Origin of the sequence: Salinispora vitiensis, assembly GCF_000378825.1 — a bacterium.
Classification (GTDB): Bacteria; Actinomycetota; Actinomycetes; order Mycobacteriales; family Micromonosporaceae; genus Micromonospora; species Micromonospora vitiensis.
In genome coordinates, this window is the sequence record NZ_KB900388.1 from 1,177,114 (window position 1) to 1,202,596 (window position 25,483).

20 protein-coding genes are annotated in these 25,483 nt (G+C 68.4%); 5 read left to right on the forward strand and 15 right to left on the reverse strand.

Translation table 11 applies throughout. From position 1 onward, the window contains the following. Positions 1-40 precede the first annotated feature (40 nt). Together SALPAC2_RS0105485 and SALPAC2_RS0105490 are read right to left on the reverse strand one after the other, a co-directional pair. Complete coding sequence (locus SALPAC2_RS0105485; protein WP_018215640.1) at positions 41-2,650, reverse strand: ABC transporter permease; 2,610 nt, start codon at positions 2,648-2,650, stop codon at positions 41-43. Positions 2,651-2,912: 262 nt separating this feature from the next. Continuing rightward, on the reverse strand, positions 2,913-3,563 hold the full coding sequence (locus tag SALPAC2_RS0105490) for an HAD family hydrolase (protein WP_018215641.1): 651 nt from the start codon (positions 3,561-3,563) through the stop codon (positions 2,913-2,915). A gap of 592 nt (positions 3,564-4,155) precedes the next feature. On the opposite strand from SALPAC2_RS0105490, the gene SALPAC2_RS0105495 reads away from it, so the two are divergent. The 3 genes from SALPAC2_RS0105495 (at position 4,156) to SALPAC2_RS0105505 (ending at position 9,158) form a co-directional block, all read left to right on the forward strand. Continuing rightward, positions 4,156-5,787 carry a peptide ABC transporter substrate-binding protein gene (locus SALPAC2_RS0105495; RefSeq protein ID WP_018215642.1) on the forward strand — a complete coding sequence of 544 codons (1,632 nt, stop codon included), beginning with the start codon at positions 4,156-4,158 and terminating at the stop codon, positions 5,785-5,787. A 572-nt stretch (positions 5,788-6,359) separates the two neighbouring features. Continuing rightward, positions 6,360-7,991: a peptide ABC transporter substrate-binding protein gene (locus SALPAC2_RS0105500; protein ID WP_018215643.1), complete on the forward strand. Its 1,632-nt coding sequence runs from the start codon at positions 6,360-6,362 to the stop codon at positions 7,989-7,991. 165 nt (positions 7,992-8,156) lie between these two features. Further along, complete coding sequence (locus tag SALPAC2_RS0105505; protein ID WP_018215644.1) at positions 8,157-9,158, forward strand: DUF817 domain-containing protein; 1,002 nt, start codon at positions 8,157-8,159, stop codon at positions 9,156-9,158. On the opposite strand, the gene glpK is transcribed toward SALPAC2_RS0105505, so the two are convergent. Next, positions 9,159-10,676: a glycerol kinase GlpK gene (gene glpK / locus SALPAC2_RS0105510; protein ID WP_018215645.1), complete on the reverse strand. Its 1,518-nt coding sequence runs from the start codon at positions 10,674-10,676 to the stop codon at positions 9,159-9,161. It lies immediately after the preceding gene. A gap of 268 nt (positions 10,677-10,944) precedes the next feature. Between glpK and SALPAC2_RS0105515 the strand changes: the two genes are divergently transcribed. After that, complete coding sequence (locus tag SALPAC2_RS0105515) at positions 10,945-12,162, forward strand: D-alanyl-D-alanine carboxypeptidase family protein (protein WP_026184461.1); 1,218 nt, start codon at positions 10,945-10,947, stop codon at positions 12,160-12,162. 11 nt (positions 12,163-12,173) lie between these two features. Here the strand turns inward: SALPAC2_RS0105515 and SALPAC2_RS0105520 are convergent, their stop codons facing one another. The 5 genes from SALPAC2_RS0105520 to pdxY form a co-directional block, all read right to left on the reverse strand. Continuing rightward, positions 12,174-12,890, reverse strand: a complete 717-nt coding sequence (locus SALPAC2_RS0105520) for a GAP family protein (RefSeq protein WP_018215647.1) — start codon at positions 12,888-12,890, stop codon at positions 12,174-12,176. A gap of 89 nt (positions 12,891-12,979) precedes the next feature. Beyond that, positions 12,980-13,513 (reverse strand): hypothetical protein, encoded by a 534-nt coding sequence (locus tag SALPAC2_RS24440; protein ID WP_162561261.1) that lies wholly within the window; start codon positions 13,511-13,513, stop codon positions 12,980-12,982. 155 nt (positions 13,514-13,668) lie between these two features. Continuing rightward, positions 13,669-14,289, reverse strand: coding sequence for an L-threonylcarbamoyladenylate synthase (locus SALPAC2_RS0105530; protein ID WP_018215649.1), 621 nt, complete (start codon positions 14,287-14,289; stop codon positions 13,669-13,671). Between the two features lie 9 nt (positions 14,290-14,298). After that, a complete protein-coding gene (locus SALPAC2_RS0105535) occupies positions 14,299-15,636 on the reverse strand; it encodes a nicotinate phosphoribosyltransferase (RefSeq protein ID WP_018215650.1) in 1,338 nt (445 codons plus the stop codon). Between the two features lie 133 nt (positions 15,637-15,769). Then, positions 15,770-16,621 (reverse strand): pyridoxal kinase PdxY, encoded by an 852-nt coding sequence (gene pdxY, locus SALPAC2_RS0105540; RefSeq protein ID WP_018215651.1) that lies wholly within the window; start codon positions 16,619-16,621, stop codon positions 15,770-15,772. Between the two features lie 120 nt (positions 16,622-16,741). Between pdxY and SALPAC2_RS0105545 the strand changes: the two genes are divergently transcribed. Beyond that, positions 16,742-17,080: a hypothetical protein gene (locus tag SALPAC2_RS0105545; RefSeq protein WP_018215652.1), complete on the forward strand. Its 339-nt coding sequence runs from the start codon at positions 16,742-16,744 to the stop codon at positions 17,078-17,080. Between the two features lie 75 nt (positions 17,081-17,155). Here the strand turns inward: SALPAC2_RS0105545 and htpG are convergent, their stop codons facing one another. The 7 genes from htpG to SALPAC2_RS0105580 form a co-directional block, all read right to left on the reverse strand. Further along, complete coding sequence (htpG, locus tag SALPAC2_RS0105550; RefSeq protein WP_018215653.1) at positions 17,156-19,066, reverse strand: molecular chaperone HtpG; 1,911 nt, start codon at positions 19,064-19,066, stop codon at positions 17,156-17,158. A gap of 133 nt (positions 19,067-19,199) precedes the next feature. Beyond that, a complete protein-coding gene (locus SALPAC2_RS0105555; RefSeq protein WP_018215654.1) occupies positions 19,200-20,438 on the reverse strand; it encodes a D-alanyl-D-alanine carboxypeptidase family protein in 1,239 nt (412 codons plus the stop codon). An 84-nt stretch (positions 20,439-20,522) separates the two neighbouring features. Beyond that, positions 20,523-20,783: a hypothetical protein gene (locus tag SALPAC2_RS0105560; RefSeq protein WP_018215655.1), complete on the reverse strand. Its 261-nt coding sequence runs from the start codon at positions 20,781-20,783 to the stop codon at positions 20,523-20,525. Between the two features lie 73 nt (positions 20,784-20,856). Then, on the reverse strand, positions 20,857-22,218 hold the full coding sequence (locus SALPAC2_RS0105565) for an aminotransferase-like domain-containing protein (RefSeq protein ID WP_026184462.1): 1,362 nt from the start codon (positions 22,216-22,218) through the stop codon (positions 20,857-20,859). Continuing rightward, positions 22,167-23,276, reverse strand: a complete 1,110-nt coding sequence (locus tag SALPAC2_RS0105570) for an alpha-hydroxy acid oxidase (protein ID WP_018215657.1) — start codon at positions 23,274-23,276, stop codon at positions 22,167-22,169. The genes SALPAC2_RS0105565 and SALPAC2_RS0105570 overlap by 52 nt, the downstream gene beginning before the upstream one ends. Next, entirely contained in the window at positions 23,269-24,210 is a 942-nt protein-coding gene (locus tag SALPAC2_RS0105575; RefSeq protein ID WP_018215658.1) for an alpha/beta hydrolase, read from the reverse strand. Before SALPAC2_RS0105575 ends, SALPAC2_RS0105570 begins: the two co-directional genes overlap by 8 nt. A gap of 27 nt (positions 24,211-24,237) precedes the next feature. After that, positions 24,238-25,467 (reverse strand): cytochrome P450, encoded by a 1,230-nt coding sequence (locus tag SALPAC2_RS0105580; protein ID WP_018215659.1) that lies wholly within the window; start codon positions 25,465-25,467, stop codon positions 24,238-24,240. Between the last annotated feature and the right edge of the window lie 16 nt (positions 25,468-25,483).

The following is a 25,483-nucleotide window of genomic DNA, read 5'->3' on the forward strand; positions in this document are numbered from 1 at the left end:
CCCGGTCCGGTGGGCTACGAGGGCAGAGTAGAACACCCCGTCAGCAGCTCCGTTCGCCGATCGCGTCGGCGGGCGCGGCTCGCATCGCGAAACGGGTAGCCACCGTGATCGCTCCCCAGGAGAGCGCGACGGTCAGCGCGACAATCGCGATCGCCCCCAAGAGGGAGAAGCTCGGTGCGGCCGACTGGGTCAGCCCGAGGCTGAAGCCCACCAGCGGTGGAATCATGGCAAGTGAACCGAACAGCAGCGCCATGACGACAACGACCCGCGCCTCGCCGCTCACCATCTTGCGGACCTGGTCGCGGCTGGCACCGATGAGTCGCAGCATCGCGAACTCACGCACCCGGGCCGTCGTCGCCATCACCAACGTGTTCACGACGGCGATCGCGATGTAACCCAGCAACAGGGTCTGGAACAGCAGGTTGAGCGCCCAGTCACCGGTGCCGCCAACCCCGGGTGCCGCCAGGAACCGCTCCCGGTCACCGACCTGGACCGTCGGAAAGCGCTCGACCGCGCCGCGGAGCGCCTGCTGGAGTGCCGTTGGGTCAGCCCCGTCCGCGGCGCTGACCAGCACCGCACTGTTGACCTGCGCGGTGGTGTGCGCAACCACGAGCTCGTTGGGGAGGGTCACGTCGCCGAAACCCAACCCGTTCTCGTAGATCGCCACCACCCGCGGGTTGAGCAGATGGCTGTCGCCGAGGCGCAGCTCGATCGTCTCGCCGACGGTCCCACGGACGGTTTCCGCGGCGATCCGACTCAACGCCACCGTCTCGCCTCGTAGCTCCGCGATGTCACCCTGGGTCACCGCGAGGTCGATGGTCTCGGAGAGCCGGTCGGGTGTGACGCCCTGGGCGGCGAAAACCCTGGTCGCGGTGCTGTCCTCGGACGGGAAAGTCAACAGCGCCTGACTCCGTGCGACGGGTGTGACCACCGCTACCCCCGACGTCTGCCGAACCGCGTCCACGACCTCTGGCGAGATCCCGGCGGCGGACGGAGCAGTCAGGGCATAGTCGGCCCGCAGTCCTTCCGCAAGCTGGCGTTGTGCCCCGCCGAGCGTGGTGGAAGCCCCAAAGACCTGCACGGCGGCGAGCGTCACCCCCATCGCCAGCGGCGTGGCGGCCGCGCTGAGCTGCCGCCAGTTGGCCCGCGTGTTGGACCGGGCGAGGAAGGAACTGGCGGTGGTGCGTGGGTTCACCAACCGGCCGAACAACCGGAGCGCACCGTTGAACAGCAACGGTCCAAGACAGCCGAGGGCCACGACGAACAGCAGGACGGCGCTCGCGGCGGTATCGGCGGCCGAGTCCCCCGGCGACGCCACGTTCCCAAGCGTGAGCAGCAGCCCGAGGGGGATAAGCAGGACGCCGATGATCAGCCGGATCTTCCCGAGCCGCTTGGGCTCGATCGCGGCGTCGCCGAGCGCCTCAACCGGGCTGACCCTGGCCGCCCGGCGGACGACCAGCCAGCCGGCCAGGCGGGCACTGATCACGCAGAGCACCAGCGCGGCGAGAAGTGGCAGCACTCCCACCTGAAGCGCGAAGTCCGGGGGCGCCGCGCCGACGAGCACGAACACACCGCGCATGGCGTAGGCGAGTGCGATGCCGGGGAGGACACCGACCAACGCGCCGACGAGCGACACTAGGGTCATCTCGGCGCTGACCATTCCGTGAATCTGTCGGGGCGTCGTGCCGATGGCGCGCAGCAGGGCCAGCTCGCGCCGGCGTTGCCGCACTGAGAGCGCGAGGGTGCTCGCCACCACGAACACTACGATCAGCACCATGGTGCCGCCGAATGACGCGGCGGACTCCACCACCAGGCTGCGAGCATCGCCGACATCCAGGAACTCGACATCGCCGCGGTCGGCGCCGGTATGCACCACGACTTCGGGCACGGCGGCCCGGATGCGCTCGGCCAGTTCCTCCGCGGCGACCCCGGGTGCGGCCGACACGCCGATCGCGTCCACCCGGTCTGGGCGGCCGGAGAGCCGGGTCGCCTGGTCGTCGCTGAAGAAGAGGGCGGACTGCCGGTCAAGCGTGGCTGGCGCTCTGGCGATGCCCACCACCTGGTAGGCCGCCGGGGTGGAGCCGACCACGATCTGCGCGGTCGAGTCGATCGACAGCCCGGCTCGAGCGGCCAGGTCCGCGTCGAGCACGACCTCACCGGGCTCGGTCGGTGCCCGCCCCTGGTCCACCGTGAAGGGTGCGAGCGCCGCCGCAGACCAGCCGTGCCCGAGCACCGGGAAGTCGTGCGGTCCGGTCACCACATCGCCATCGGCGGACAGAAGGCTGACCTGGATACTGACATCTCCAACGGCGGAGGCGACACCGGGGACAGCGGCGACCGCGGCGACCGCGTCAGCGGGCAGCGTCACCCGCTCGCGGTAGCGAACCTCCGCACTCTCGTCCAACCAGAAGGACTGCGGTGCGCCGATCGTCACGGCCGCGCCCGCGTACCGCTCGGGGGTGACGCCGTTGCTGAGCCCGGACTGCAATAGAATCCCGCACGCGGCAATCACGGCGGAGCCGACGACGATCGCGACGAAGGACCCGGCGAAGCCCCCCTTGTTTCCCCGGATCGTGCTCCAGGCCAGCGCCAGGTCTCGGGGAAGCGGAATCATGATGCCGATGAGCCGCCGGACGGCGCGGATCACCACTCGCCCAGGTACGTCCGCTGCGACGCGGCCTGCTCCGGGGCGGGCTGGGACAGGCCGGCACCGGAAGGTCCTATAGACACCAATGTTGGGCGAATCGTTTGGTCAGCTGAGGTGACGTGTTGGGAAGCTTGGTGCATATCGGCCAGCATGACAGCCTTTGGCAAGACCGCAAGACCGCAAGACCGCGTGACCGCAAGGCGGCGGGCCGTGCGGGACCTGGCTGAAGGCCCGCGCCGTCGCAGTCGCATATCAACGGTCAACGTCAAGCAGCGTCCAGCAGCGCCGGGAGTTTGCGCATGTCGTCGAAGACCACCGTGCCCGGGCCCTCCAGTCGGTGCGCAGGGGTCAAACCGCCCGCGTAGCCGAAGCAGCGCATCCCGGCAGCGCGGGCCGCCTGGACTCCGTAGTGGCTGTCCTCGACCACGACACACGCCCCGGGCGGCACACCCATCGCCGCCGCCGCGTGCAGGAACAGGTCGGGGGCGGGCTTGCCGTGGGCGACCTCGGTGGCGCTGAAGATGCGGCCCGCGAAGCGCGGATAGAGGTTGGTGCGGCCCAGGGTGTGGCGCATCTTCTCGTGCGTACCGCTGGAAGCCACGCACGTCGGCAGGTTGATCTCGTCGAGCGCCTCGTTGACTCCGTCCACCGCGGTTAGTCCGGCGTCCACCGCCTGACGGTGCGCCAGGTCGAACCGGCGGGCCCACTGGGCAGCCACGTGGTGTCCGAGGCGGGCCGCGATCTGCTCACCGATGGACGTGCTGGACCGGCCGATGAACCGCTCGATGACCTCTGCCTCGGTCAGCGGCCAACCCAGTTCCGCACCGAGCGCGATGTTGAGGCGGACCGCGATGCGCTCGCTGTCGACCAGCACCCCGTCGCAGTCGAAGATGACAAGCCCGACCGGAGTGGTCATCCGTTGCTCCTATCTCGGTCCGCGGTGCGGGGTAGGTCCGGCAACACGGGATCGTTGCGAGGTTTGGGGTCTCCCCGACTGCTGCTGCATGGTAGCGAACCAAGCCGCCACCACCATCCGGTCGAGTACCTCGTCGTGGCTCCCACCGACCGGCAAGGGGTCGTCGACAACGAGTTGGCCGACCTGACATGTTGACCTTGACCGCCCCTGAGCCGAGGCACTCGATTCGGATATTGTCCCCCATCTCACCGAATTTCCATGAATTGATCAATAGCACGGACGGCGTCCACCAGTAGACAGATTAGATTGCCGATCATCGACTTTAGCCGCCCCATATTGACCCTTGCCTAAACTGATCAACGAGCGGCGCCAACTGTTCGGAGTCATACGAGCAACTACCTGCCCATTGATCAAATCCGTACCTCCTAGACACGCGCAGCCGATTTTGGTGGGTTGGTTCCGGGACGGATGTACGCACCGTCCCGGCCCGGTACCGGATTGATAACACGCCTTCTCGCCATCGCGATTCTGGTGTCACAGTGGCAGACAATTCAGAACCCTCGTGAGCCGAGCGCCCTGAGGAGGCACTCCTATGCGCGGGAAACTCCTGAAAGTGGTAGTAACGGCGACCGCTACCGCCATGCTGGCCACCGCCTGCACCGGTAGCAGCGACGACCCAGCGGAAGGAGATGAGCAAACCGGCGGCAAGTTGCGGGTCTACGTCGCAGAGCCGAAGCATCTGCTGCCGTCCGCTGCCAGTGACGAGCCAGCGATCTATGTGATCCGTCAGCTCTACCGCGGTCTGGTCAGGTACAACGCCGAGACCGGTGATGCAGAGATGGATCTGGCCGAGTCGATCGAATCGGACGACCAGAAGCTCTGGACGATCAAGCTGAAGGACGGCTACACCTTCGACAACGGTGAGCCGGTCAACGCCGACGCCTTCATCCGCTCGTGGAACTTCGCCGCCTACGGGCCGAACGGCCAGGGCAACGGCTACTTCATGAAGCGGATCGCCGGTATCGACGCGGTCCTGCCCAAGGACCCGGACGATGACGGCCCGAAGGAGGCCCCGGAGCCGACGGCCGAGACGCTGTCCGGCCTGAAGAAGGTCGACGACCTGACCTTCACCGTCGAACTCAAGGAGCCCTTCAGCGGCTTCCCAACGGTGGTTGGATATTCGGGATTCTTCCCGATGGCCCAGGCCTGCATTGACGACACCGACGCCTGCAACGAGACGCCGATCGGCAACGGCCCCTACAAGATCGACGGAAGCTGGAAACACGAAGTCGAGATCAACCTGGTCCGCAGCGACACCTGGAAGGGCGAGCCGGGCGGAGCCGACGAGATCTACTACCGGATCTTCGCCGACATCAACGCCGCCTACTCCTCCTTCCAGGCCGGCGAGCTGGACGTGATGTACGCGATCCCGCCGGAGCGTTTCAAGGATGCCAAGGAAAGCTACGGCGACCGCCTGTACGAGCAGGAAGGCGACGGCTTCAACTACGTCGGCCTGCCGCTGTACGACGACGCCTTCAAGGACAAGCGGATCCGCCAGGCATTCTCGATGGCGATCGACCGCCAGTCCATCATCGACGCCGTCTTCGACGGCCGGTACACCCCCGCCACCGGCTTCGTCGCGCCAATCTTCGACGGCGCCCGCGAGGGTGTCTGCACCTACTGCAAGCAGGACGTCGAGATGGCCAAGAAGCTGCTCGAGGAAGCCGGCGGCTGGCCGGAGGGCAAGAAACTGATCCTGTGGGCCAACTCGGGCTCTGGCCACGACGCCTGGCTGCAGGCAGTCGGCGACCAGATCAAGTCCGCGCTGGGCATCGACTACGAACTGAAGGTCAACCTGCTGTTCGCCGAGTACCTGGAGGTTGCGGACAACCGGGAGTTCACCGGCCCGTTCCGGCTCGGCTGGGGCCCGGACTACCCGTTCATGGAAACCTACCTGGCTCCGGTCTTCGGCACCGGCGCCGACAGCAACGCCAGCACCTTCAGCAACGCCGGGTTCGACAACCTGATGAAGCAGGGCGACTCCGCCCCGAGCATCGCCGAGGCCATCCCCTACTACCAGCAGGCCGAGGACATCCTGGCCGAGGAACTACCGGTAATCCCAATGTTCTGGCGCAAGGAAGCCGCGCTCTACAGCGCAAACGTCGACACCTTCGTCTGGAACCAGGTATCCGGCGCCGCCTATGGTGAGATCACCCTCAAGTAGCACCACGCCTCGACACCCTGCTCCAACCGGTGAGACTTTCCGAGTAACGGTCCAGAGCGGGTTGGGTACTCGTTCCCTGCGTGAGTACGGACGCACCCGAACCTGTTGTGGTGCAACGAAAAGGCGCAGGACCCCGGTATGAAGTGGTCCTCTCACAGATCAACTTCGACCGGGGTCCTGCGCCGCTATAGGTGGCACCTACACCGCCACTTTGCCCGTTCGCAAGGAGCGTGTTGTTCGGGTCCAGTCTGCTGCACGCCGAACGGTAACGCCTCAGGACCAGGGCCGAAAACCGGGCGTTGCGCCCTATAACCACAAACACCGACATTCCGGGATCGGCTGGCACATCCAGCGTCGGCGTACTGCCAACCCAGCAGGAACAGACCGTCTCAGTTTGAACTGACAACTACCGATATGTCCACGATCGGTCGAACTGCTTCCGGGCTGGTGTACACATCGTCCCGGCCGAGTATCGGGTTGATAACACGTCTTCTCGCCATCGCGTGTCTGGTGTCACAGTGGCAGGCACCTCACACCCCCTCGTGAGCCGAGCGCCCTGAGGAGGCACTCCCATGCGCGGGAAATTCCTGAAGGTGGCGGTCGTAGCGACCGCCACCGCTATGTTGGCCACCGCCTGTGGCAACAGCAACGACGAGTCAGAGGAGGCGACCGACAAGTCCGGCGGCAAGCTACGGGTCTACGCCGCGGAGCCGGCGTACCTGCTGCCGTCCGCAGCCAGTGACGAGCCAGCGATCTATGTGATCCGTCAGCTCTACCGCGGTCTGGTCAGGTACAACGCCGAGACCGGTGATGCAGAGATGGATCTGGCCGAGTCGATCGAATCGGACGACCAGAAGCTCTGGACGATCAAGCTGAAGGACGGCTACACCTTCGACAACGGTGAGCCGGTCAACGCCGACGCCTTCATCCGCTCGTGGAACTTCGCCGCCTACGGGCCGAACGGCCAGGGCAACGGCTACTTCATGAAGCGGATCGCCGGTATCGACGCGGTCCTGCCCAAGGACCCGGACGATGACGGCCCGAAGGAGGCCCCGGAGCCGACGGCCGAGACGCTGTCCGGCCTGAAGAAGGTCGACGACCTGACCTTCACCGTCGAACTCAAGGAACCCTTCAGCGGCTTCCCAACGGTAGTCGGGTACTCGGGATTCTTCCCGATGGCCCAGGCCTGCATTGACGACACCGACGCCTGCAACGAGACGCCGATCGGCAACGGCCCCTACAAGATCGACGGAAGCTGGAAACACGAAGTCGAGATCAACCTGGTCCGCAGCGACACCTGGAAGGGCGAGCCGGGCGGAGCCGACGAGATCTACTACCGGATCTTCGCCGACATCAACGCCGCCTACTCCTCCTTCCAGGCCGGCGAGCTGGACGTGATGTACACGATCCCGCCGGAGCGCTTCAAAGATGCCAAGGAAAGCTACGGCGACCGGCTCTACGAGCAGGAAGGCGACGGCTTCAACTACGTCGGCCTGCCGCTGTACGACGACGCCTTCAAGGACAAGCGGATCCGCCAGGCATTCTCGATGGCGATCGACCGCCAGTCCATCATCGACGCCGTCTTCGACGGCCGGTACACCCCCGCCACCGGCTTCGTCGCGCCAATCTTCGACGGCGCCCGCGAGGGTGTCTGCACCTACTGCAAGCAGGACGTCGAGATGGCCAAGAAGCTGCTCGAGGAAGCCGGCGGCTGGCCGGAGGGCAAGAAACTGATCCTGTGGGCCAACTCGGGCTCTGGCCACGACGCCTGGCTGCAGGCAGTCGGCGACCAGATCAAGTCCGCGCTGGGCATCGACTACGAACTGAAGGTCAACCTGCTGTTCGCCGAGTACCTGGAGGTTGCGGACGACCGGGAGTTCACCGGCCCGTTCCGGCTCGGCTGGGGCCCGGACTACCCGTTCATGGAAACCTACCTGACTCCGGTCTACGGCACCGGCGCCGACAGCAACGCCAGCACCTTCAGCAACGCCAATTTCGACAGCCTGCTGAAGCAGGGCGACTCCGCCCCGAGCATCGCCGAGGCCATCCCCTACTACCAGCAGGCCGAGGACATCCTGGCCGAGGAACTACCGGTAATCCCGATGTTCTGGCGCAAGGAAGCCGCGCTCTACAGCGCAAACGTCGACACCTTCGTCTGGAACCAGGTATCCGGCGCCGCCTACGGTGACATCACCATGAAGTAGCACCACGCCTCGACACCCTGCTCCAACCAGTGGGAAGGGGTAGGCGGCAGCCACGGATCGGTCCCGACAACCTCCGGGCCCAGACCCAACGACTGCCGCCACCCCGACCCAGTCAGGCGACAACGGCGAGAAGGCCCTGGTCGGTGAAGTTCACCGACCAGGGCCTTGGTGGTAGCGATTACGGATGACCCCACCCCCTCCGGCGACGATGCGAAATTCACCGGTCCCGAGCGCGCCCTGGACCGTCGGGTACACGGGTGGCTCGAGCACGCTCCGCGTACCGGATGGAAAGCCTGGACGGTTGAACTCGCCGCCTTCACCGCCAAGCAGGCGTGGGCCTGCGTATTCGGCGCCGCGATGCTTGCGGTGGTTGTCGCGGCCCGACTGTGGTGGCCCGACGACGCCGCGCTGGCGCGCAACGACGCGCTGACGCTCGCGGCGCTCGCGATCCAGGTCGTCATGGTCACCACGCGGCTGGAAACACTGCGGGAACTCCGGGTGGTGGTCCTGTTCCACCTCGCGGGTACCACCATGGAGATATTCAAGACCGAGGTCGGCTCGTGGGCCTATGCCGACGATGGTGTCCTCCGGCTCGGGCAGGTGCCGCTCTTCTCCGGCTTCATGTACGCCGCGGTCGGCTCCTACCTGGTGCGCGTGTATCGCCTGTTCGACTTACGCTTCGACCGCTATCCACGGCAGTGGCTGACCGCCGCGATGGCGGCGACGATCTACGTCAACTTCTTCACCCACCACTACCTCGCTGACCTGCGCTGGCTGATCATGGCCGGGGTTGTCGTGGTCTTCGGCCGGTGCGTCATGCATTTCCGGGTCTTCCGGCGCCGCCTGCGGATGCCGGTGCTCTGCGCGTTCGGGCTCGTCGCAGTCTTCATCTGGCTCGCCGAGAACATCTCCACCTGGTCACACGCGTGGACCTACCCCAACCAGGCCGAGGGCTGGCATCCGGTTTCCGCGAGCAAACTCGGGTCGTGGTTCCTACTAATGATCATCTCGGTGGTGTTGGTGGCGTGGGTGTATCCGCCACGACCCGTCTCCGGTTTGCCAGGTGCTGCCACGGGGGAACGGAGAGAGCGGGAGGCGGCAGTGCCTGGCCATCCGGGCTCCCGCCCAATCTCTCCGGAGACGCCCAGCGCGACCAAACCGCGCTGATCAGTCGAGATCAACCCAGTCGAAGGTACGCTGCACCGCCCACTTCCAGCGGTCGTACCCGGCCTCGCGCTGCTCCGACGACCAAGTGGGCTGCCAGCACCGGCTCTCGTTCCAATTCTCGCGCAGCTCGTCGGTACTGCGCCAGAAGCCAACAGCCAGGCCCGCCGCGTAGGCAGCGCCGAGCGCGGTGGTCTCGGCGACCGTCGGGCGACTCACCGGGACACCGAGGATGTCGGCCTGCAACTGCATGCACAGGTCGTTCTCCGTGACGCCCCCGTCAACCTTGAGGCGCCCCAGCGCTACCCCGGAGTCCTTCGCCATAGCCTCGGCGACGTCTCGGCTCTGGTAGCAGATCGACTCGAGGGTGGCTCGGGCGATGTGGGCGTCGGTGTTGAACCGGGAGAGGCCGACGATCACGCCGCGGGCGTCGGAGCGCCAGTACGGGGCGAAGAGGCCGGAGAACGCGGGCACGAAGTACACGCCACCGTTGTCGTCCACCTGGCGGGCCAGGGTCTCACTCTGCGCCGCCGATTTGATGATCTTCAACTGGTCGCGCAACCACTGCACGGCCGACCCGGTCACGGCGATCGAGCCCTCCAGCGCGTACACCGGCGGCTGGTCGCCGAACTGGTAGCAGACGGTGGTGAGCAGGCCGGCCTGGGAGCGTACCGGCTCCGTACCGGTGTTGAGCAGCATGAAGTTGCCCGTACCGTAGGTGTTCTTGGCCTCTCCCGGGGCAAAACAGACCTGGCCGACGGTCGCGGCCTGCTGGTCACCGAGATCCCCGGTGAGCGGGACCTCGCCGGTGAACGGGCCGTGGGCGGCGGTGACACCGTAGGAATCCGGATCAGACGACGGTCGGATCCGCGGCAGCATCGCCCGCGGAATGCCGAAGAAGGACAACAGTTCATCATCCCAGTCCAGCGTCGCCAGATTCATCAGCATGGTGCGACTGGCGTTGGTCGGATCGGTTACGTGCACGCCGCCCGCGGTGCCGCCGGTCAGATTCCACAACAGCCAGGTGTCGGTGTTGCCGAAGATGGCCTCCCCGCGCTCGGCCGCCTCCCGCACCCCGTCCACATTCTCCAGGATCCACTGAATCTTGCCGCCGGAGAAATACGTCGCCGGTGGCAGGCCCGCCTTACGCCGGATCACCTCCCCCCTACCCGAACGCTCCAAGGCGGCGGCGATCCGATCGGTCCGGGTGTCCTGCCACACGATGGCGTTGTGGTAGGGCCGACCGGTCCGGCGATTCCACACCACGGTCGTCTCACGCTGGTTGGTGATCCCGAGCGCGGCGAGGTCGCTGGCGGTGAGGCGGTGCTCGTACAGGACGGTCTGGATGACCGTCTGGGTGCGCTCCCAAATCTCCACCGGGTTGTGTTCGACCCAGCCAGGCCGCGGCAGGATCTGCTGATGCTCGAGCTGGTGGCGACCCAGGTCGGTACCAGCGTGGTCAAAAATCATGAAACGGGTGCTGGTGGTGCCCTGGTCCACCGCGGCAACGAGATCGGCCATTCAGGGGCTCTCCTTCGCAGATCGTCCGGATGAGTCGATCAGACGTGGAGCGGGTGGGGTACCGCAAATCGGACGACAAAACGGACAGGAAACCGCTCTAGTTCTGGTGGAAATGATGCATAGACGCTCCCGGAGCGGAGGAACGGCACGCCCGACATGAATTCCGAACAGGCGGGCGCCCCAGCGCGCATCGTTCTCCCCGACGTCGATACACCGTGCTTCTCCCAACCGCCGCGGGGCCGCCCGCGCCCCCACTACCGTGCCTCATGTGACTATCCGTCGAATTGCCGCGCCAGCCGTCGTCGTGGCGGTAGCCGCCATCGTCGTATCGCCCGCCGCACCGGTCACGGCCCGAAACCGGACAGCCAGCACCGGAGCACAGCCGTGCCCCACTGTGGAGGTGTCGACCCGACCGGCCGGCACACCCTCGCCGCCTCCGGTCGGCAAGACCGAAGCAGCCGTCGGCGGTGCCGCGCTGGCCACCACCGGGCTGGTCGTGCCGGCCGGAACCCCGACAGCTCCGGCCGTCACCGCGACCTCCTGGATCGTCGCCGACCTCGGCAGCGGCCAGGTCCTGGGAGGCTGCGGCCCACACGAGCACCGCACCCCCGCGAGTGTGCAGAAGCTTCTGCTCGCCGCGGCCCTGCTGCCTCGGCTCGACCCGACGACGGTGGTCGAGGTAACCCGCGACGACCTGGACGACCTCGACCCGGCGAGCTCGCTGATGGGGGTGGTCGCGGGCGGCCGGTACACGGTTGAGGAGCTGTGGCTGGGGTTGCTCCTACAGTCCGGCAACGATGCGGCCAACGTACTGGCCCGGCACGGTGGTGGTGCCGCCGGTCGACCGGGTGGGGTAAAGATGATGAACGAGGAGGCAGCGCGACTCCAGGCCAACCAGACCCACGCGGCGACACCGTCCGGCCTGGACGGCACTGACCAGTACACCAGCGCCTACGATCTGGCGCTGATCGCGCGGGCCACTTTCGGACGTGAGGACTTCCGCCGTTACATCGCCACCCGCGCGGCGAACCTACCGTCCGCGCCGGGCCGCTCCGCGCTCGCCCTCACCGGCGACAACACCCTGCTGGGCAGCTATCCGGGGATGCTCGGCGGTAAGACGGGCTTCACCGACCTGGCCCGGCAGACCTACGTCGGCGTGGCCGAACGCGACGGCCGTACGCTCGCGGTGACCCTGCTCGGTGCGGAGAACGCACCACTGGGCAGCCTGGGTGAGGCGACGGCGTTGCTGGACTGGGGTTTCGCTCTCGCCCCCGACGAGACGGTCGGCGAGTTGGTCAGCCCGGGCCAGGCGAAGAAGGACGAGAACAAGGACAAGCTGGTCGCCGCTGTCGGCGACGAGGGCGAAACTGGTGCCGGACCCGGGGCGCTGGTGTCGGTCGTGATCGGCGGCGTGGCTGCCCTGGGGACCATCCTGGTTGGCGTCTTCGCCGGATGGCGCCGGGCAAGCCGACGCATGGCCGACTGATGACGCTCCGGTCACCGCGACAGCGCCGCGAAGAGCTCCAGGTGGTTGGCGGCGTCGCGCGCGAGGAGAAAACCGATGATGCCCACGATCCAGCCGGTGGTCCCGGCCGCGTTGCGGACCATCCACCGGTTGACCGCCGCAAGCACCGGCTGCACCCGCCCGGCCGCGACCAGGCGTGCCGCCAGCAACACCAGTGCGGGCAGCACCATGACGACGCAGTAGCCGGCGAGCACGGCGACGCTCCCGGCTAGCGTCAGCGCGGAAGCGCCGAGCAGCCCGATAGCCGCGAGGTAGGGAAGCATCGTGGTGGCCTCCAACGTCACGGCGGCTAGGGCCAGGCCGACCAACGCCGCGGCTGATTCGCCCCCGGTCATCGCCCGCTCGCGCCAGCGCAGCAGGCGGCCTGGCTGGGAGTCAGCCGACGCTCGCTTCCGGCCGATGATCAGGCCGAGACCGAGCAGGCCGATCCCCACCACGAGTTGCACCACCCGGAACGGCGTAGTTTCCAGCACGGGACGCACCCGGTCGAGCAGGGCCGCCGCACCGACGAGCAACACCACGCCGAGCACGAGATAGCAGGCGGCGACCGTGGCGAGGAAGACCAGCAGCCGGCTCGGGCGCAGTCGACCCGGCGCCAGCATCATCCAGATCGGGATGAGCAACGTTCCGAAGCTGGTGCTGTCGACTAGGGCTAGGACGACGAGCGATCCGATCAGGGCCAGGTCCACGGTGCGCTCCCCCTCCGAGTCACGGGTGCGATGCTAGGGCAAGGTCGCAACAGGGCTGTTCTGGGCTCACGCCCTGGGTGCGGCCGGTCTTACCGACCCATGTTGCACCACCGCAGAATTCCTACCCGGATCAGATCCAAGTCCTCGTGCTCGCCCATGAGCAGGACCCGCAGCTCCCCCACCTCGGGATGCGTGGCAGGGATGAAGAAATTGGACCCCTGGAAGGCCGGCCAGCCGATCGGGTGGTCCTCCATTACTGGAATATCCACATAGTGACGTGCCGCCCTTTCCGCCAACCCTGACGACCCGAGGGCATAGCCGTCACCTTGATGCGCCATCACATACATGAACCCAGAGTGAGTCACATAGACAATGAAGTCACAGTCGGTGGCTGGCCATCGGGTCCGCTGCTCGTCGGTCCATTCGGCGACCACCAGCAGCTTCTCTCCTGGCGGAAGTCCCGTAGACGGGAGCGAGTGTAGCTCGGCCCACGCCTGCTGGGCCTCGTCGGCATTCAGCACACGAGCTGAATAGGCACCCTGAATTCGAACGTCAATGGTGGACCAAGCACCGACCCATCCAACCACCGCGACGACAGAGGCGACAACCAGCGTGGCGATCACTGTTACCCAGCATCGTCGCGCACGCACGGCGGAAGTCCGTTCCCTGAGGTTCCCATGGCTCGCGTTTGGGACCCTACATTGATCTACACACGCAGACCACCCCGGCACATAGCCGACCGATCGCACAGATCATGGCCGCCGGTGCGGCCACCCAGCTACTCGAAGCGGGACGGGTCGCCCGCGCCACGACGTAGCACCTCGGGCTCATCGCCCGACAGGTCAACCACCGTGGTCGGCTCCTTGCCGCAGTCGCCGGCGTCCACCACGCCGTCGAGCACGTGGTCCAGTCGCTCCTTGATCTCCCACCCCTGGGTCAACGGCTCCTCCTCCCCGGGCAGGATCAGGGTGCTGGAGACCAACGGCTCATCGAGCTCGGCCAGCAACGCCTGGGCGACGGCGTGGGCGGGCACCCGCACTCCAACGGTGCGCTTCCGTGGATGCAGCATCCGGCGCGGCACCTCGCGGGTGGCCGGCAGAATGAAGGTGTAGCTACCGGGGATGCAGGACTTGACCAATCGGAACACCGCGTTGCTGATCTGCACGAACTGCCCCAGCTGCGCGAAATCCCGACAGACCAACGTGAAGTGGTGCCGCTCGTCGAGCCGGCGAATGTCCCGGATCCGGTCCAGCCCCTGGCGATCGCCCAGCTGGCAGCCGAACGCGAAGCAGGAGTCCGTGGGGTAGGCGATCAGGCCACCGTTCCGGACCAGCCCGACGACCTGCCGCAGGGTCCGGGGCTGCGGGTTGTCCGGGTGCACGTCGTAGTACCTCGCCATGGGCCGAGCTTAGTAGTGACCCGAGCGGGCCGCCGCTGCCACCCGCTCGTGCAGGCCGGCCAACTCGGGGCTGATCGTCACGGCGGGCGGAACCGGTGCGATCAGCCGTCGGGCCGGCTCGGGCAGCCACGCCAGGTCCGCCTCGAATCGGTCCCGCGCGGCCCGTACCGCCTCGGCCGCAGCAGGGGTGTCCAGCCGCCGTCCGGCGCGCATGACCGGTACGAGCAACGACTCCCAACCGGGCGGCGACGCTTCGGTATGCAGCGCGAGGAGGTCGCCGTCGGTGCCGGTGGGGTCCCGGAAGACCTGCTTCGCGCCGGGCAGGGTGGCCTTGCCCGACGACAGCTTCACCACCGGTCGGTCGCCGTAGCTGACCAGCTTGTACGCGCTGTCCAGGGACGGCGCGTCAGCGGACACCCCCATCCGGGTGCCGACGCCGTACCCGTCGATCGGGGTGCCGGCTGCGACCAGCCCCGCGATGATCTCCTCGTCTAGGCCCCCACTGGCCATGATCTTGACCTCGGTCAGGCCCGCCCTGTCGAGGATCTCGCGGGCCTGCCGGGCCAACGGGGCAAGGTCCCCGGAGTCCAGCCGGATCCCCGCCGGGCCGTTCCATCCCAGCTCGGTGAGGACATCAACAGCGGCCCGTACGCCGGCGGGCGTGTCGTAGGTGTCCACCAGGAAGATCGGATTGACCGGGAAGTCGCTCGCGAAGGCGCGGAAGGCGGCCCGCTCGTCCGGGAACGCCTCCACGTACGAGTGGGCCATCGTGCCGGACGGTCGCAGCCCGTACCGACGGGCTGCCTCCACGTGACTGGTCGCGGCGAAGCCCACGATCGCGGACGCCCGGGCCACGCCGGCACCCGCCGCCAGCCCATGGGTACGGCGGAACGAGAAGTCGACCAGCTCCGCGCCACCTGCGGCGAGTCGACACCGGGCCGCCTTGCTGGCGATCGTGGTCTGGAAGGTGATCAGGTTCAGCAGACCGGTCTCGACCAGCTGCGCCTCGGCGAGCGGCGCCGTGACCTCGAGCAACGGCTCGTCGGCGAAGACGAGCCGCCCCTCCGGCACCGCCCGCACGTCTCCGGTGAACCGGAGCGGGGCCAGCGCCGCCAGGGCCGACTCCTCGAATCCCTGGACATCCCGCAGGTACGCCAGCTCGTCGTCAGCGAACGAGAAGGTCTCCAGAAACGTCAACGCCTCGTCGAGTCCGGCGGCCACCAGGAAGCCACGGCGATCCGGCAGCCGGCGGGAGAAGAGGCTGAAAGTGGCGGGTGCGGTGAGGCCGTGGCGCTGGTAGCTGATGGCCATCCGAAGCTCGTAAAGGTCGATCCGGAGACCGGTCATGTCGCCTCCTCCTCCACGGGGTGTCCGGACCGTCCGGCGCTGGGCGGTCCGGACACCACCAACTCTGGTCGAAGGAGGGGCGGCGGGTGCCGGGAACGGAACATGCACCGCCAACGGGTCGAGTAGCTCCGGATCAGCGCAGTCGGCGGGCGGTGAAGCCCGGCGGCGGGCTGGCGATCGACTCCTGGGCCGCGATCAACTGAAGCTCCCGGGTACCCGCCGCCAACGTGGCCTCGAAGATCCGGAAGATGCTGGCGCTGGTGCGCTCCAGCGCGGTCGCGGGCGAATCGGTGGTCCACAGGTGCGCGAGATAGAGCGCGGCTGTGACGTCACCGCCACCATTCGGCGTGATCGGCAGCATCGGTGTGGTCACCGCCCAGGCGCCCTCCTCCGAGACGGCCACCAGCTCCAGCTGCTGCTCCGGCAGGTCCCGGTGGAGCACGCTGGTGACCAGCACATGCCGTGGACCGGTCGCCCGTACCCTGTCCACCGCCGCGAGTAGCTCCGCCAGCGTCTCGGTCCGACCGCCGGCAAGGTACTCCAGCTCGAACTGGTTGGGGGTGATGATGTCCGCGTTCGGCACGACCGCGTCCCGCAGATACTCCGGGATGCCGGGACGAGCGAACATCCCCCGCCCCACGTCCCCCATCACCGGATCGCAGCAGTAGACGGCGGCGGGGTTCGCTGCTTTCACCCGGCGGACCGCATCGATGATCACTTCACCCATCGCCGGGTCGCCCTGGTATCCGGAGAGCACCGCATCGGCCTGGGCGAGCACTCCTCGGTCGCCGATGCCCGCGATGACCTCGGCGACATCCGCGGGTGCCAGCAGCGGCCCACGCCACGACCCGTAGCCGGTGTGGTTGGAGAAGTGGACCGTCAGTACCGGCCACACCTCGTGCCCGAGGCGTTGCAGGGGAAAGACGGCGGCTGAGTTACCGACGTGACCGTAGGCAACCGACGACTGGATAGACAGGATTCGCACCCGACCATCATCGCGGTTGGGGTCGCGGAAATTCCCACTACCCCCGCCCCGGCGTGCCCGTTCAGCAGGATCGGCGCGGAGTGGAGGTAGTATCGCGGCAGCTCAGAAGGGGGACCCGACATGTCCGATACTACCCACGACCGGCCCACACCCGGCGCCGGCCGTCCGGACGACGTGAGCGACCCGCTGCTGTGGGGGCTGGCTCTCGGCGTGGCGGACGCGCACCAGCCGGACGCCACGGGCACCGACTGTGTGAACCTGCTCTGCGCCGGCCAGAGCTGGCCCTGCACCGCCTGGCAGGCTGCTCAACGCGCGCTCCGCATGGCCCAGACCCCACCCGGGCAACGACCCGCCGACGGGTCGGAAGGGCGGGCGGACGAGTGGAACGCGCCCCACCCCCGCCCGCCGTGGCACACCGCGCCAGAGCAGCAACAGCACCGCGGCGACATCGCCGCCTGAGCACCGGCCACCGCGCCGCCACCGCGCGAACCGCCACCGGGAGGGCGTCGGGAGCACCGACGCCCTCCCGCCGGATCAGAGGGTACGAGCGAGACGCTCGGCGAGGATCCGAGTGAAGCGGGACGGGTCGGCCAGTTCGCCCCCCTCAGCGAGCAACGCCATTCCGTACAGCAGCTCGGCGGTCTCCTTCAGCGACTCCTCGGTGACACCCTGTTCCTGAGCCTTGCGCAACCCACTGACCAGCGGGTGCGTCGGGTTCAGCTCGAGGATCCGCTTGACCTGCGGCACCTCGTGCCCCATGGCGCGGTACATCTTCTCCAGCGTCGGCGTGATGTCCTGCGCGTCACCGACCACGCAGGCCGGTGAGGTGGTCAGCCGGGCTGAGAGGCGGACCTCCCGGACCTGGTCGGCGAGGGTACTGCCCAGCCAGGTGAGCAGGTCGGCGTACTCGGTGCGCTGGCGCTCCCGTTCGGCCTCGGCCGCCGAGCGCTCCTCCTCGGTGTCCAGGTCAACCTGACCCTTGGCGACCGAACGCAGCGTCTTGCCCTCGTACTCACCGACCCGCTCGACCCACACCTCGTCGACCGGGTCGGTGAGCAGCAGCACCTCGAAGCCCTTGGCCCGGAACGCCTCCATGTGCGGCGAGTTCTCGATAGTGGTGCGGTTCTCGCCGGTGGCGTAGTAGATGTCGGTCTGGCCGTCCTTCATCCGCGTTACGTAACCGCCGAGGTCGGTCGGCTCGGCCGAATCGTGGGTGGAGGCGATGGAGAGGAGCTCCAGGAGCGAGTCCCGGTTCTCCGTGTCGTCGATCAGCCCCTCCTTGACCACCGCGCCGAACTCGGTCCAGAAGGTGCGGTACTTCTCCGGCTGGTTGGCCTTGAGGTCCTTGACGGTGGCGAGGATCTTCTTTACCAGGCGGCGACGGACCACCTGAATCTGCCGGTCCTGCTGGAGTAGCTCGCGGGAGATGTTGAGCGACAGGTCGTGCGCGTCCACCACGCCCTTGACGAAGCGCAGATACCCCGGCATCAGCGCCTCGCAGTCATCCATGATGAAGACGCGCTTGACGTAGAGCTGCACGCCACGTCGCCCCTGCGGGGAGAAGAGGTCCAGCGGTGCGTGCGTGGGCAGGAAGAGCAGCGCCTCGTACTCGAAGGTGCCCTCCCCGCGCATGTGCACGACCTCGAGCGGGTCGGCCCAGTCATGGCTGACGTGCTTGTAGAACTCGTGGTACTCGGCCGGCTCCACCTCGTCGCGGGACCGCGCCCAAAGCGCCTTCATCGAGTTGAGCGTCTGCACCTCGGTGGTCGGCTCGCCCCCGTCGGTGCCGGGCTGCTCGACCGCCATCCGGATCGGGTGGGCGATGAAGTCGGAGTACCGCTTGACGATCTGCCGAATTGTCCACTCGGCGGCGTAGTCGTGCAGGTTGTCCTCGGAGTCGACCGGCTTGAGGTGCAGCGTGACCGCCGTTCCCTGCGGAACGTCCGCGGCGGAGGCGATCGTGTACGTGCCCTCGCCGCTCGACTCCCAGCGGGTGCCGTCGGTGGCTCCCGCCTCGCGGGTCACCAGGACAACGCGGTCGGCGACCATGAACGCCGCGTAGAAGCCGACCCCGAACTGGCCAATCAGCTCCTGCGACGCCTCCGCGTCCGCTGACTCGCGCAGCTTGCGGAGCAGCTCGGCGGTGCCGGACTTGGCGATCGTGCCGATCACCTGGACGACCTCGTCCCGGGACATCCCGATCCCGTTGTCCCGCACGGTCAGTGTCCGCGCGTCCGGGTCGACCTCGATCGCGATGTGCAGATCGGCGGTGTCGACGTCGAGGTCCTTGTCCCGCAGCGACGCCAGGCGCAACTTGTCCAACGCGTCGGAGGCGTTAGAGATCAACTCGCGTAGGAAGACATCCTTGTTCGAGTAGATCGAGTGAACCATCAGCTGGAGCAGCTGGCGTGCCTCAGCCTGGAACTCCAACGTCTCACTACTCACGCCGTGTCCTTTCGTCCGCATATCCGAATCGCCGACGGACGGTGACGCCCCCGACGACGTGTGTCGCCCGAAAGGATACGAGCACCTCCGGCGGGACAGGGCGGCGACGCCCCGTCCCGCCCGTCGGGCCGGATCAGGCCCGGCGGCGGCCCCGCCCACGACGACGCCGCCCCGGCCCACGACGCGGCCGAGTGGCCAGGCGCACGATCAGCGCCGCCAACCCACCCACCCCGACCACGGCCCCGACCAGCAGCGGCCCGGGGCCGGTCAGCCCTTCCGGGAGCGAATCGTCGGCGGCGGGCCGGGCATCGGCTGCCGAGGGGACGTCGGCCGGCACGGCAGTCAGCTCGCCCGGCTCGACGAGTCGGCCGACCGACGTCTCTCGCGGCAGCGCGAAGCCCCAGTCGAGCAGAGTGGCGCCCTGCTCCCAGCCACGCAACGGCCGCGCCTCGGCGCCCAGCAACGTGACCACCAGGCGTCGGCCATCACGCTCGGCCGCGCCGACGTACGTGTGCCGGGCCAACGTGGTGAAGCCGGTCTTGCCACCCAGCGCCCCTGGGTAGTGGTCGATGAGGGAGTTCCCGTTCTGGATCTGAAAGCCCTTCCTACCGAGCGCCTCCTGATCCGGGATCTGGTGGGTTTCGGTCAGCGCGTACCGCTGGAAGGCCGGCTCGGCGAAGCAGGCCCGGGCGATCAGCGCGAGATCGTACGCACTCGTGAACTGGCCGGGCCCGTCCAACCCGGACGGGGTAACCGCGTGCGTCTGCCGGGCACCCAGCTCCGCGGCGAACTCGTTCATCGCGCGGACGCCCCCGGCACGGCCCTCGGCACCGCCGCCGAGGCGGGCGAGGACATTCGCCGCGTCGTTGCCGGATTGCATCAGCAGGCCAAGCCAGAGCGTCTCGACCGGGTACTGCCCGCCGACGAGCAGGCCGACCGCCGACGAGCCGGGCTCGATGTCCAGATCCTCCTTCGTCACCGTGGCCACCTGCTGCGGGTCAAGGTCCGGCAGCAGGGCGGCGGTCAGCAGCAACTTCTGCACACTGGCCGGGGTGGCGTACTCGTGCGGGCCACAGGCACCCAGCACCTCACCGGTGTCCAGGTCCGCGACCAGCCACGAGCTCGCGCTCACCTCGGGCGGCTGGGCCGCACCATCCGGGACCACCAGGCCAGCGGTGGCCAGTGCCGCCCCGCCGACCTCCTGGTCCTCAGCGACCGTCGGCGGCGGGGAGGGGCGGGACGGCGTCGATGTCGACACGCTGGCCCGCGGGCACGGCACCAACGCTGGCGTGGGTGCGGCGGCGGCCGGCGCGGGCACCACGACGGGAAGCAGCAGGACGCTTGAGGCAGCGGCCAGTAGCCGATTTCTCACGTCCGGGATCCTAGCTAATAAAGATCAGCAAACCAGGCACGGGCACCGCACCGCCATCGGGAGGTGCGCCGCCCGTGCCCGACCTTAGGCCAACGGCCGCTTGAGGTGATAGCGGTGCACCTCAGTGCTGCCCTGGACGTTGTTCACGTCCTCGGCGGCGGCGACCAGCTCCCACCCCTCGCGCCCGACCCGGTTGAGGTGGGCGATCGCGGTGTCGCCGTAGCTGGTGACATCTCGACGGGATCCGTCTGGGCCGTACCAGACGAAACTGACGTGAAAGCTGCGGCCCTGCCCTTGGTAGCGGCGGACCAGAAGTGCGTATTCCCAAGCGACCATGGACTCCATTATGGGTGTCCATCGAGGACCACCAGCAAGGGGGTGGTCACTCCCTGCCATTCCATGAACGCGAAGAGTCAAGCTACCCTGATCCTGCGCCCCGCCGCGTCACCTCGCCCGCCACGAGCTCGGCGAGCCGATCCAGCCCGCGGTCGATGTCGTCCCGGGTGACCGCACTGACCGACAACCGCAACGCGTGCACCGGCACACCGTCGCCGTAAAAATGCGCCATCGGAGTCCAGAGCACCCCATATTCCCGGGCGGAGCGGTGCAGCAACGCGTCGTCCACCGGAAACGGCACGGTGACCACCACGAAAAAACCGCCAGCGGGCACCGTCCACCGCACCGGCGAACCGGACGGGAACCGGTGACCCAGGCCGTGAACCAGGTGGCGCAGGTTGTCGGCGTAAACGCTGCGCTGGCGGACCGTGGCCGCCAACAGGCTGCAGTCGTGGGCGAGGAGCACGCCGCCGACCACCGCCTGGGCCACCGGAGAGGTGTTCACCGAAACCATGCTCTTGACCTTGGCCAACTGGTCGGCGAAGAGACCGCTCCCCCCATCGACGTCCGGCACCGACTGGTCGGCCACCACGTAGCCGACCCGGGCACCGGGTAGCACCGTTTTCGCGAACGACCCCAGGTAAACCACCCGACGACTGGTGTCCAGGGCCTTCAACGTGGGCAGCCGCCGGCTCTCCGTGACCGGGAAGAGTCCGTACGGGTTGTCCTCGATCAGCAGCAGCTCTTCCTCGGCGGCTAGGTCCAGCAGGGCCCGGCGGTCGGACAACGAGATGCTGGTACCCGACGGATTGGCAAAGTCGGGCATCAGATAGCAGGCGCGCGGGCGCAGCCCTTCGGCCCGGGCCTGGTTCACCTGACCGCGTAGGTCCGCCAGGTCCACGCCGGAGTCCGTCGTCGCCACCGGGCGAACCGGAAAATCCAGCAGCCGCGCTGCGCCGGTGAGCCCCACATAGGTCGGCGCCGCCGCAAGCAGGACGTCCCGGGGACCGGCGCGTAGCGCCCGCAACACCAGGAACATCGCCTCCTGGCACCCGACGGTCACCACGACCGCCTCCGGGTCGACCGTTATCCCCTCGTCCACGGCGAGGTTCCGGGCAACCAGGTGGTGCACGATTCCTTTGGTCCGCCCGTACTGGAACAGGGTACGACGCACCTGCCCCGAGTCCTGCCCGAGGTCATCGACCAGGTACTGCCGAAAGATGTCCAGATACCGGTGCAGCGCCGAGAACTCAAAGAACTCCTCGTACGGCCGGCCAGCGGCAAGCGACACCGCGTCCGGGTAGTCCTGCGCCACCTCGTTGAGAAAGTTCATCGAGTTCAGGGCCGGATCCCCGAGCGCCGGATGCAGATCGGCCAGGTGCAGCTCCATGATCACTGCACCGTCGTCGTCCGCAGTTGCCGTACCGCCGCCACGTCGGCGCACCCCGCCAACGTGAGCGCGTCCCTAAACTCGTCAGCCAGGAGTGCCAGGGCCCTCTCGGCGCCGGCCCGGCCACCGGCCGCCAACGCCCAGAGCAGCGGGCGGCCCACCAGGACTCCCTGTGCGCCGAGGGCGAGGGCCCGCAACACGTCCACTCCGCCCCGAACCCCGCTGTCCAACAGCACCTCGCACCGGTCGCCCACCGCGTCAACGACCGCGGGCAGCGCGGTGACGGTGGCCGGTGCGCCGTCCAGCTGGCGTCCCCCGTGGTTGGAGACCACCACCGCGTCCGCTCCGGCCGCCACCGCGCGGGCGGCATCACGCGGATCGAGCACCCCTTTGACGACCAGCGGGACCGCGGTCCGCTCCCGCAGCCACTCCAGGTCGTCCCAGCTCACCGCCGGCGCGAAGACCGCACCGGTGTGCGCGGCCACCGCGGATGTACCCGGGGTAGCACGGTGGGCGAGACTTTCCCGGCCGGTCGGTAGGTTCGCGGCGACCACATCCGCCGGAATGGCGAACGAGTTGCGCAGGTCCCGCAGCCGACGGCCGAGAATCGGCACGTCCACGGTGAGCACCAGTGCCGTGCAACCCGCCGCTTCGGCCCGATCCAGCAGGTCGGCGACGAGCCCCCGGTCCCGCAGCCAGTAAAGCTGAAACCACACGTCGCCGCCGGCCCGCGCGACCTGTTCGATCGGGATGCTGCCGAGCGTGCTGGCCACATATGGGATGCCGGCCGCGCCAGCCGCCGCGGCAAGGGCCACCTCCCCGTCGGGGTGCACCAGCCGCTGGTATGCCATCGGCGCGACCGCCACCGGCAGCGCATGGGCCGCCCCCAACAGCGGGGCGTTGGTCGGGGGCGTCGACGAACCACACAGGACGCGGGGTAGCACGCCGGTCCGGTCCAGAGCCCGTCGATTCGCCGCCAGCGTCGTCTCGGCGCCGCTGCCGCCGGCGACGAAGTCCCACACCTCCGGCGGTAGTACCGCGCGGGCGAGGTCGGCGAAGTCGGCTAGGGCCACCGGCGGCTCGCCGGGCAGCGCTACCGGCGGCTCAGCCATCGTCGGCCGCTGTCCGACGGAGGCGGCGACGCAGGAAGGTCGCGGCCGCGGCCTGCGCCTGCCGGCCCGCCTCGAAGACGCCGGGCATGGTGAAGAAGCCGTGGACCATGCCCGCGTACCGGGTACGGACGGTCTGCACGCCAGCGAGGCGAAGCCGGTCGGCGTACCGTTCCCCCTCGGCACAAAGCGGGTCGTACTCGGCGGTGACCACGAAGGCCGGCGGCAGCCCGGTCAGGTCATCGGCGAGTAGCGGCGACGCAAGTGGATCTTGGGCGTCGGTCGGGTCGGCCAGGTAGTGGGACCGGTACCAGGCGACCGAGCGGCGGTTGAACAACAGCGGATCCTCGTCGCCGGGCGGCTCGATCGTCTGGTCGGTGTTCGGGTAGACCAACAACTGCGCTACCAGCCGGGGACCGTCCTGCTGGGCCAGCAGCGTGACCGCGGCGGCCAGGTTGCCACCCGCGCTGTCCCCGCCCACCGCGAGCCGCTCCGGGTCCGCGTCGAACTCCGCCGGATGTGCCGCGACGTGGCGCAGGGCAGCGTGACAGTCGTGCACGGCCGCCGGGAACGGGTGCTCGGGAGCCAGCCGATAGCCAACGGTGATCACCTGGCAGGGCACCGCGTTGGCCAACCGCCGACAGACCCCGTCCGCGGTGTCGATGCTGCCCAGCGTCCACCCACCGCCGAAGAAGTAAAGCAGTGTCGGCAGCGGCCCGGTACCAGCGGGACGGTACACCCGGACCGGGAGGTCACCGGCCGGCCCGGGGACGCACGCGTCGCGTACCTCGTGGACCGGCTCGACCGGGCCGGAGCCGGCCCGGATCGCGGCGAGGTCGGCCGCGCGGGCCTCGGCGAGGGTTTGCGTGTACAGCGGTGGGGTGCCGGCGGCCGCGCGGCCCGCCCGGTACGCCTCCGCCTCAGGATGCAGGTTCACGCCACCCACCCCGTACCGACTGGTCGCTCACTCACGGATGCTCCTTCCCCCCGGGCTGACCGAGAGTCTGTCGATTCCACGCAGGAAGAGGCTGCCGCTGTACACCGGCTGTTCCAGGATTCGCAGCCGCGGGAAACGGGACAGCAGCCGAGGCAGCGCCAGCCGGCCCTCCAGCCGGGAGACGGCGGCGCCGAGGCAGTAGTGCAGGCCGAGGCCGAACGCCAGCGAAGGCGGACCCGACCGCCGGGGGTCGAACCGGTCCGGGTCTGGGAAGTGGGCCGGATCGCGATTGGCGGCGGCGATCAGCAGCAGCACGTTCTGGCCCTGCGGGATCGACACCCCACCGAGCACCGTGTCCCGGGGCGCGGCGCGGGCCAGCAGGTGCACCGGCGTCTGCAGCCGTAGGATCTCGTCAACGGCACCCGCGGTCAGCTCCGGGTCATCGGCCAGCGCAGCCGCCACCTCCGGCTCCGCCAGCAGCACCGGCAAACCGTTACTGAGCAGGTAAACGGTGGTGACGAAGCTGGCATTGAAGAGCACGATCAGGTTGCTGATCAACTCTTCCTCGGTCAACTCGACCCCGCCCGCGTCGACCGCCTCCACCAACCCGCTGATCAGGTCCTCGCCCGGCATCCGGCGCCGGTGCACGAGCAGTTCCCGGTAGAAGGCTCGCAGTTCGGCCCCGGCGGCGTTCGCCGCTGCCAGCCGCTCCGGTGTCTTGCCGGCCACGTCCAGGAAGGCGTCGATCCGGTCCACCCGCTCCCGGTACCAGGTCAGCTCCGTCGCGGGAATACCGATGAACTCGGCCATCACCCGAGCGGGCAGTGGATACGCGAACTCGGTGACGAAGTCCACCTCGCCCGGCCCGGCGTCGGCCATCCGGTCCAGCAGTTCGTCGGTCACCCGGTTGATCACCGGTGCCAGGGCGCCGAGCCGACGCGGGGTGAAGGTGCCGGCGAACACGTGCCGCATCCGGCCGTGATCGGGTGGATTGATGAACATCATGGAGGACTGGAGAGTCCGGAGGATCTCCTGGTCCGTCCAGCCCGGCGGCGGCTGCTTGCCCCACTCCGGATCCCGCAGCACCGCAGCGACCAGGTCGTAGCCGACCGCCACCGCGGCGACCCGCTGCCGCTCCGGCCGCGGCGCCAGAGCGGCGATCGCTGCCTGCGCGTGGAGGTCGGCGTAGACGGGGTAGGGATCCTGCCGGCCCGGTGCGCTGTAGAGACGGGTTAGTAGCCCCTCGATGTCCGGCACGGCGCCTCCCCACGAT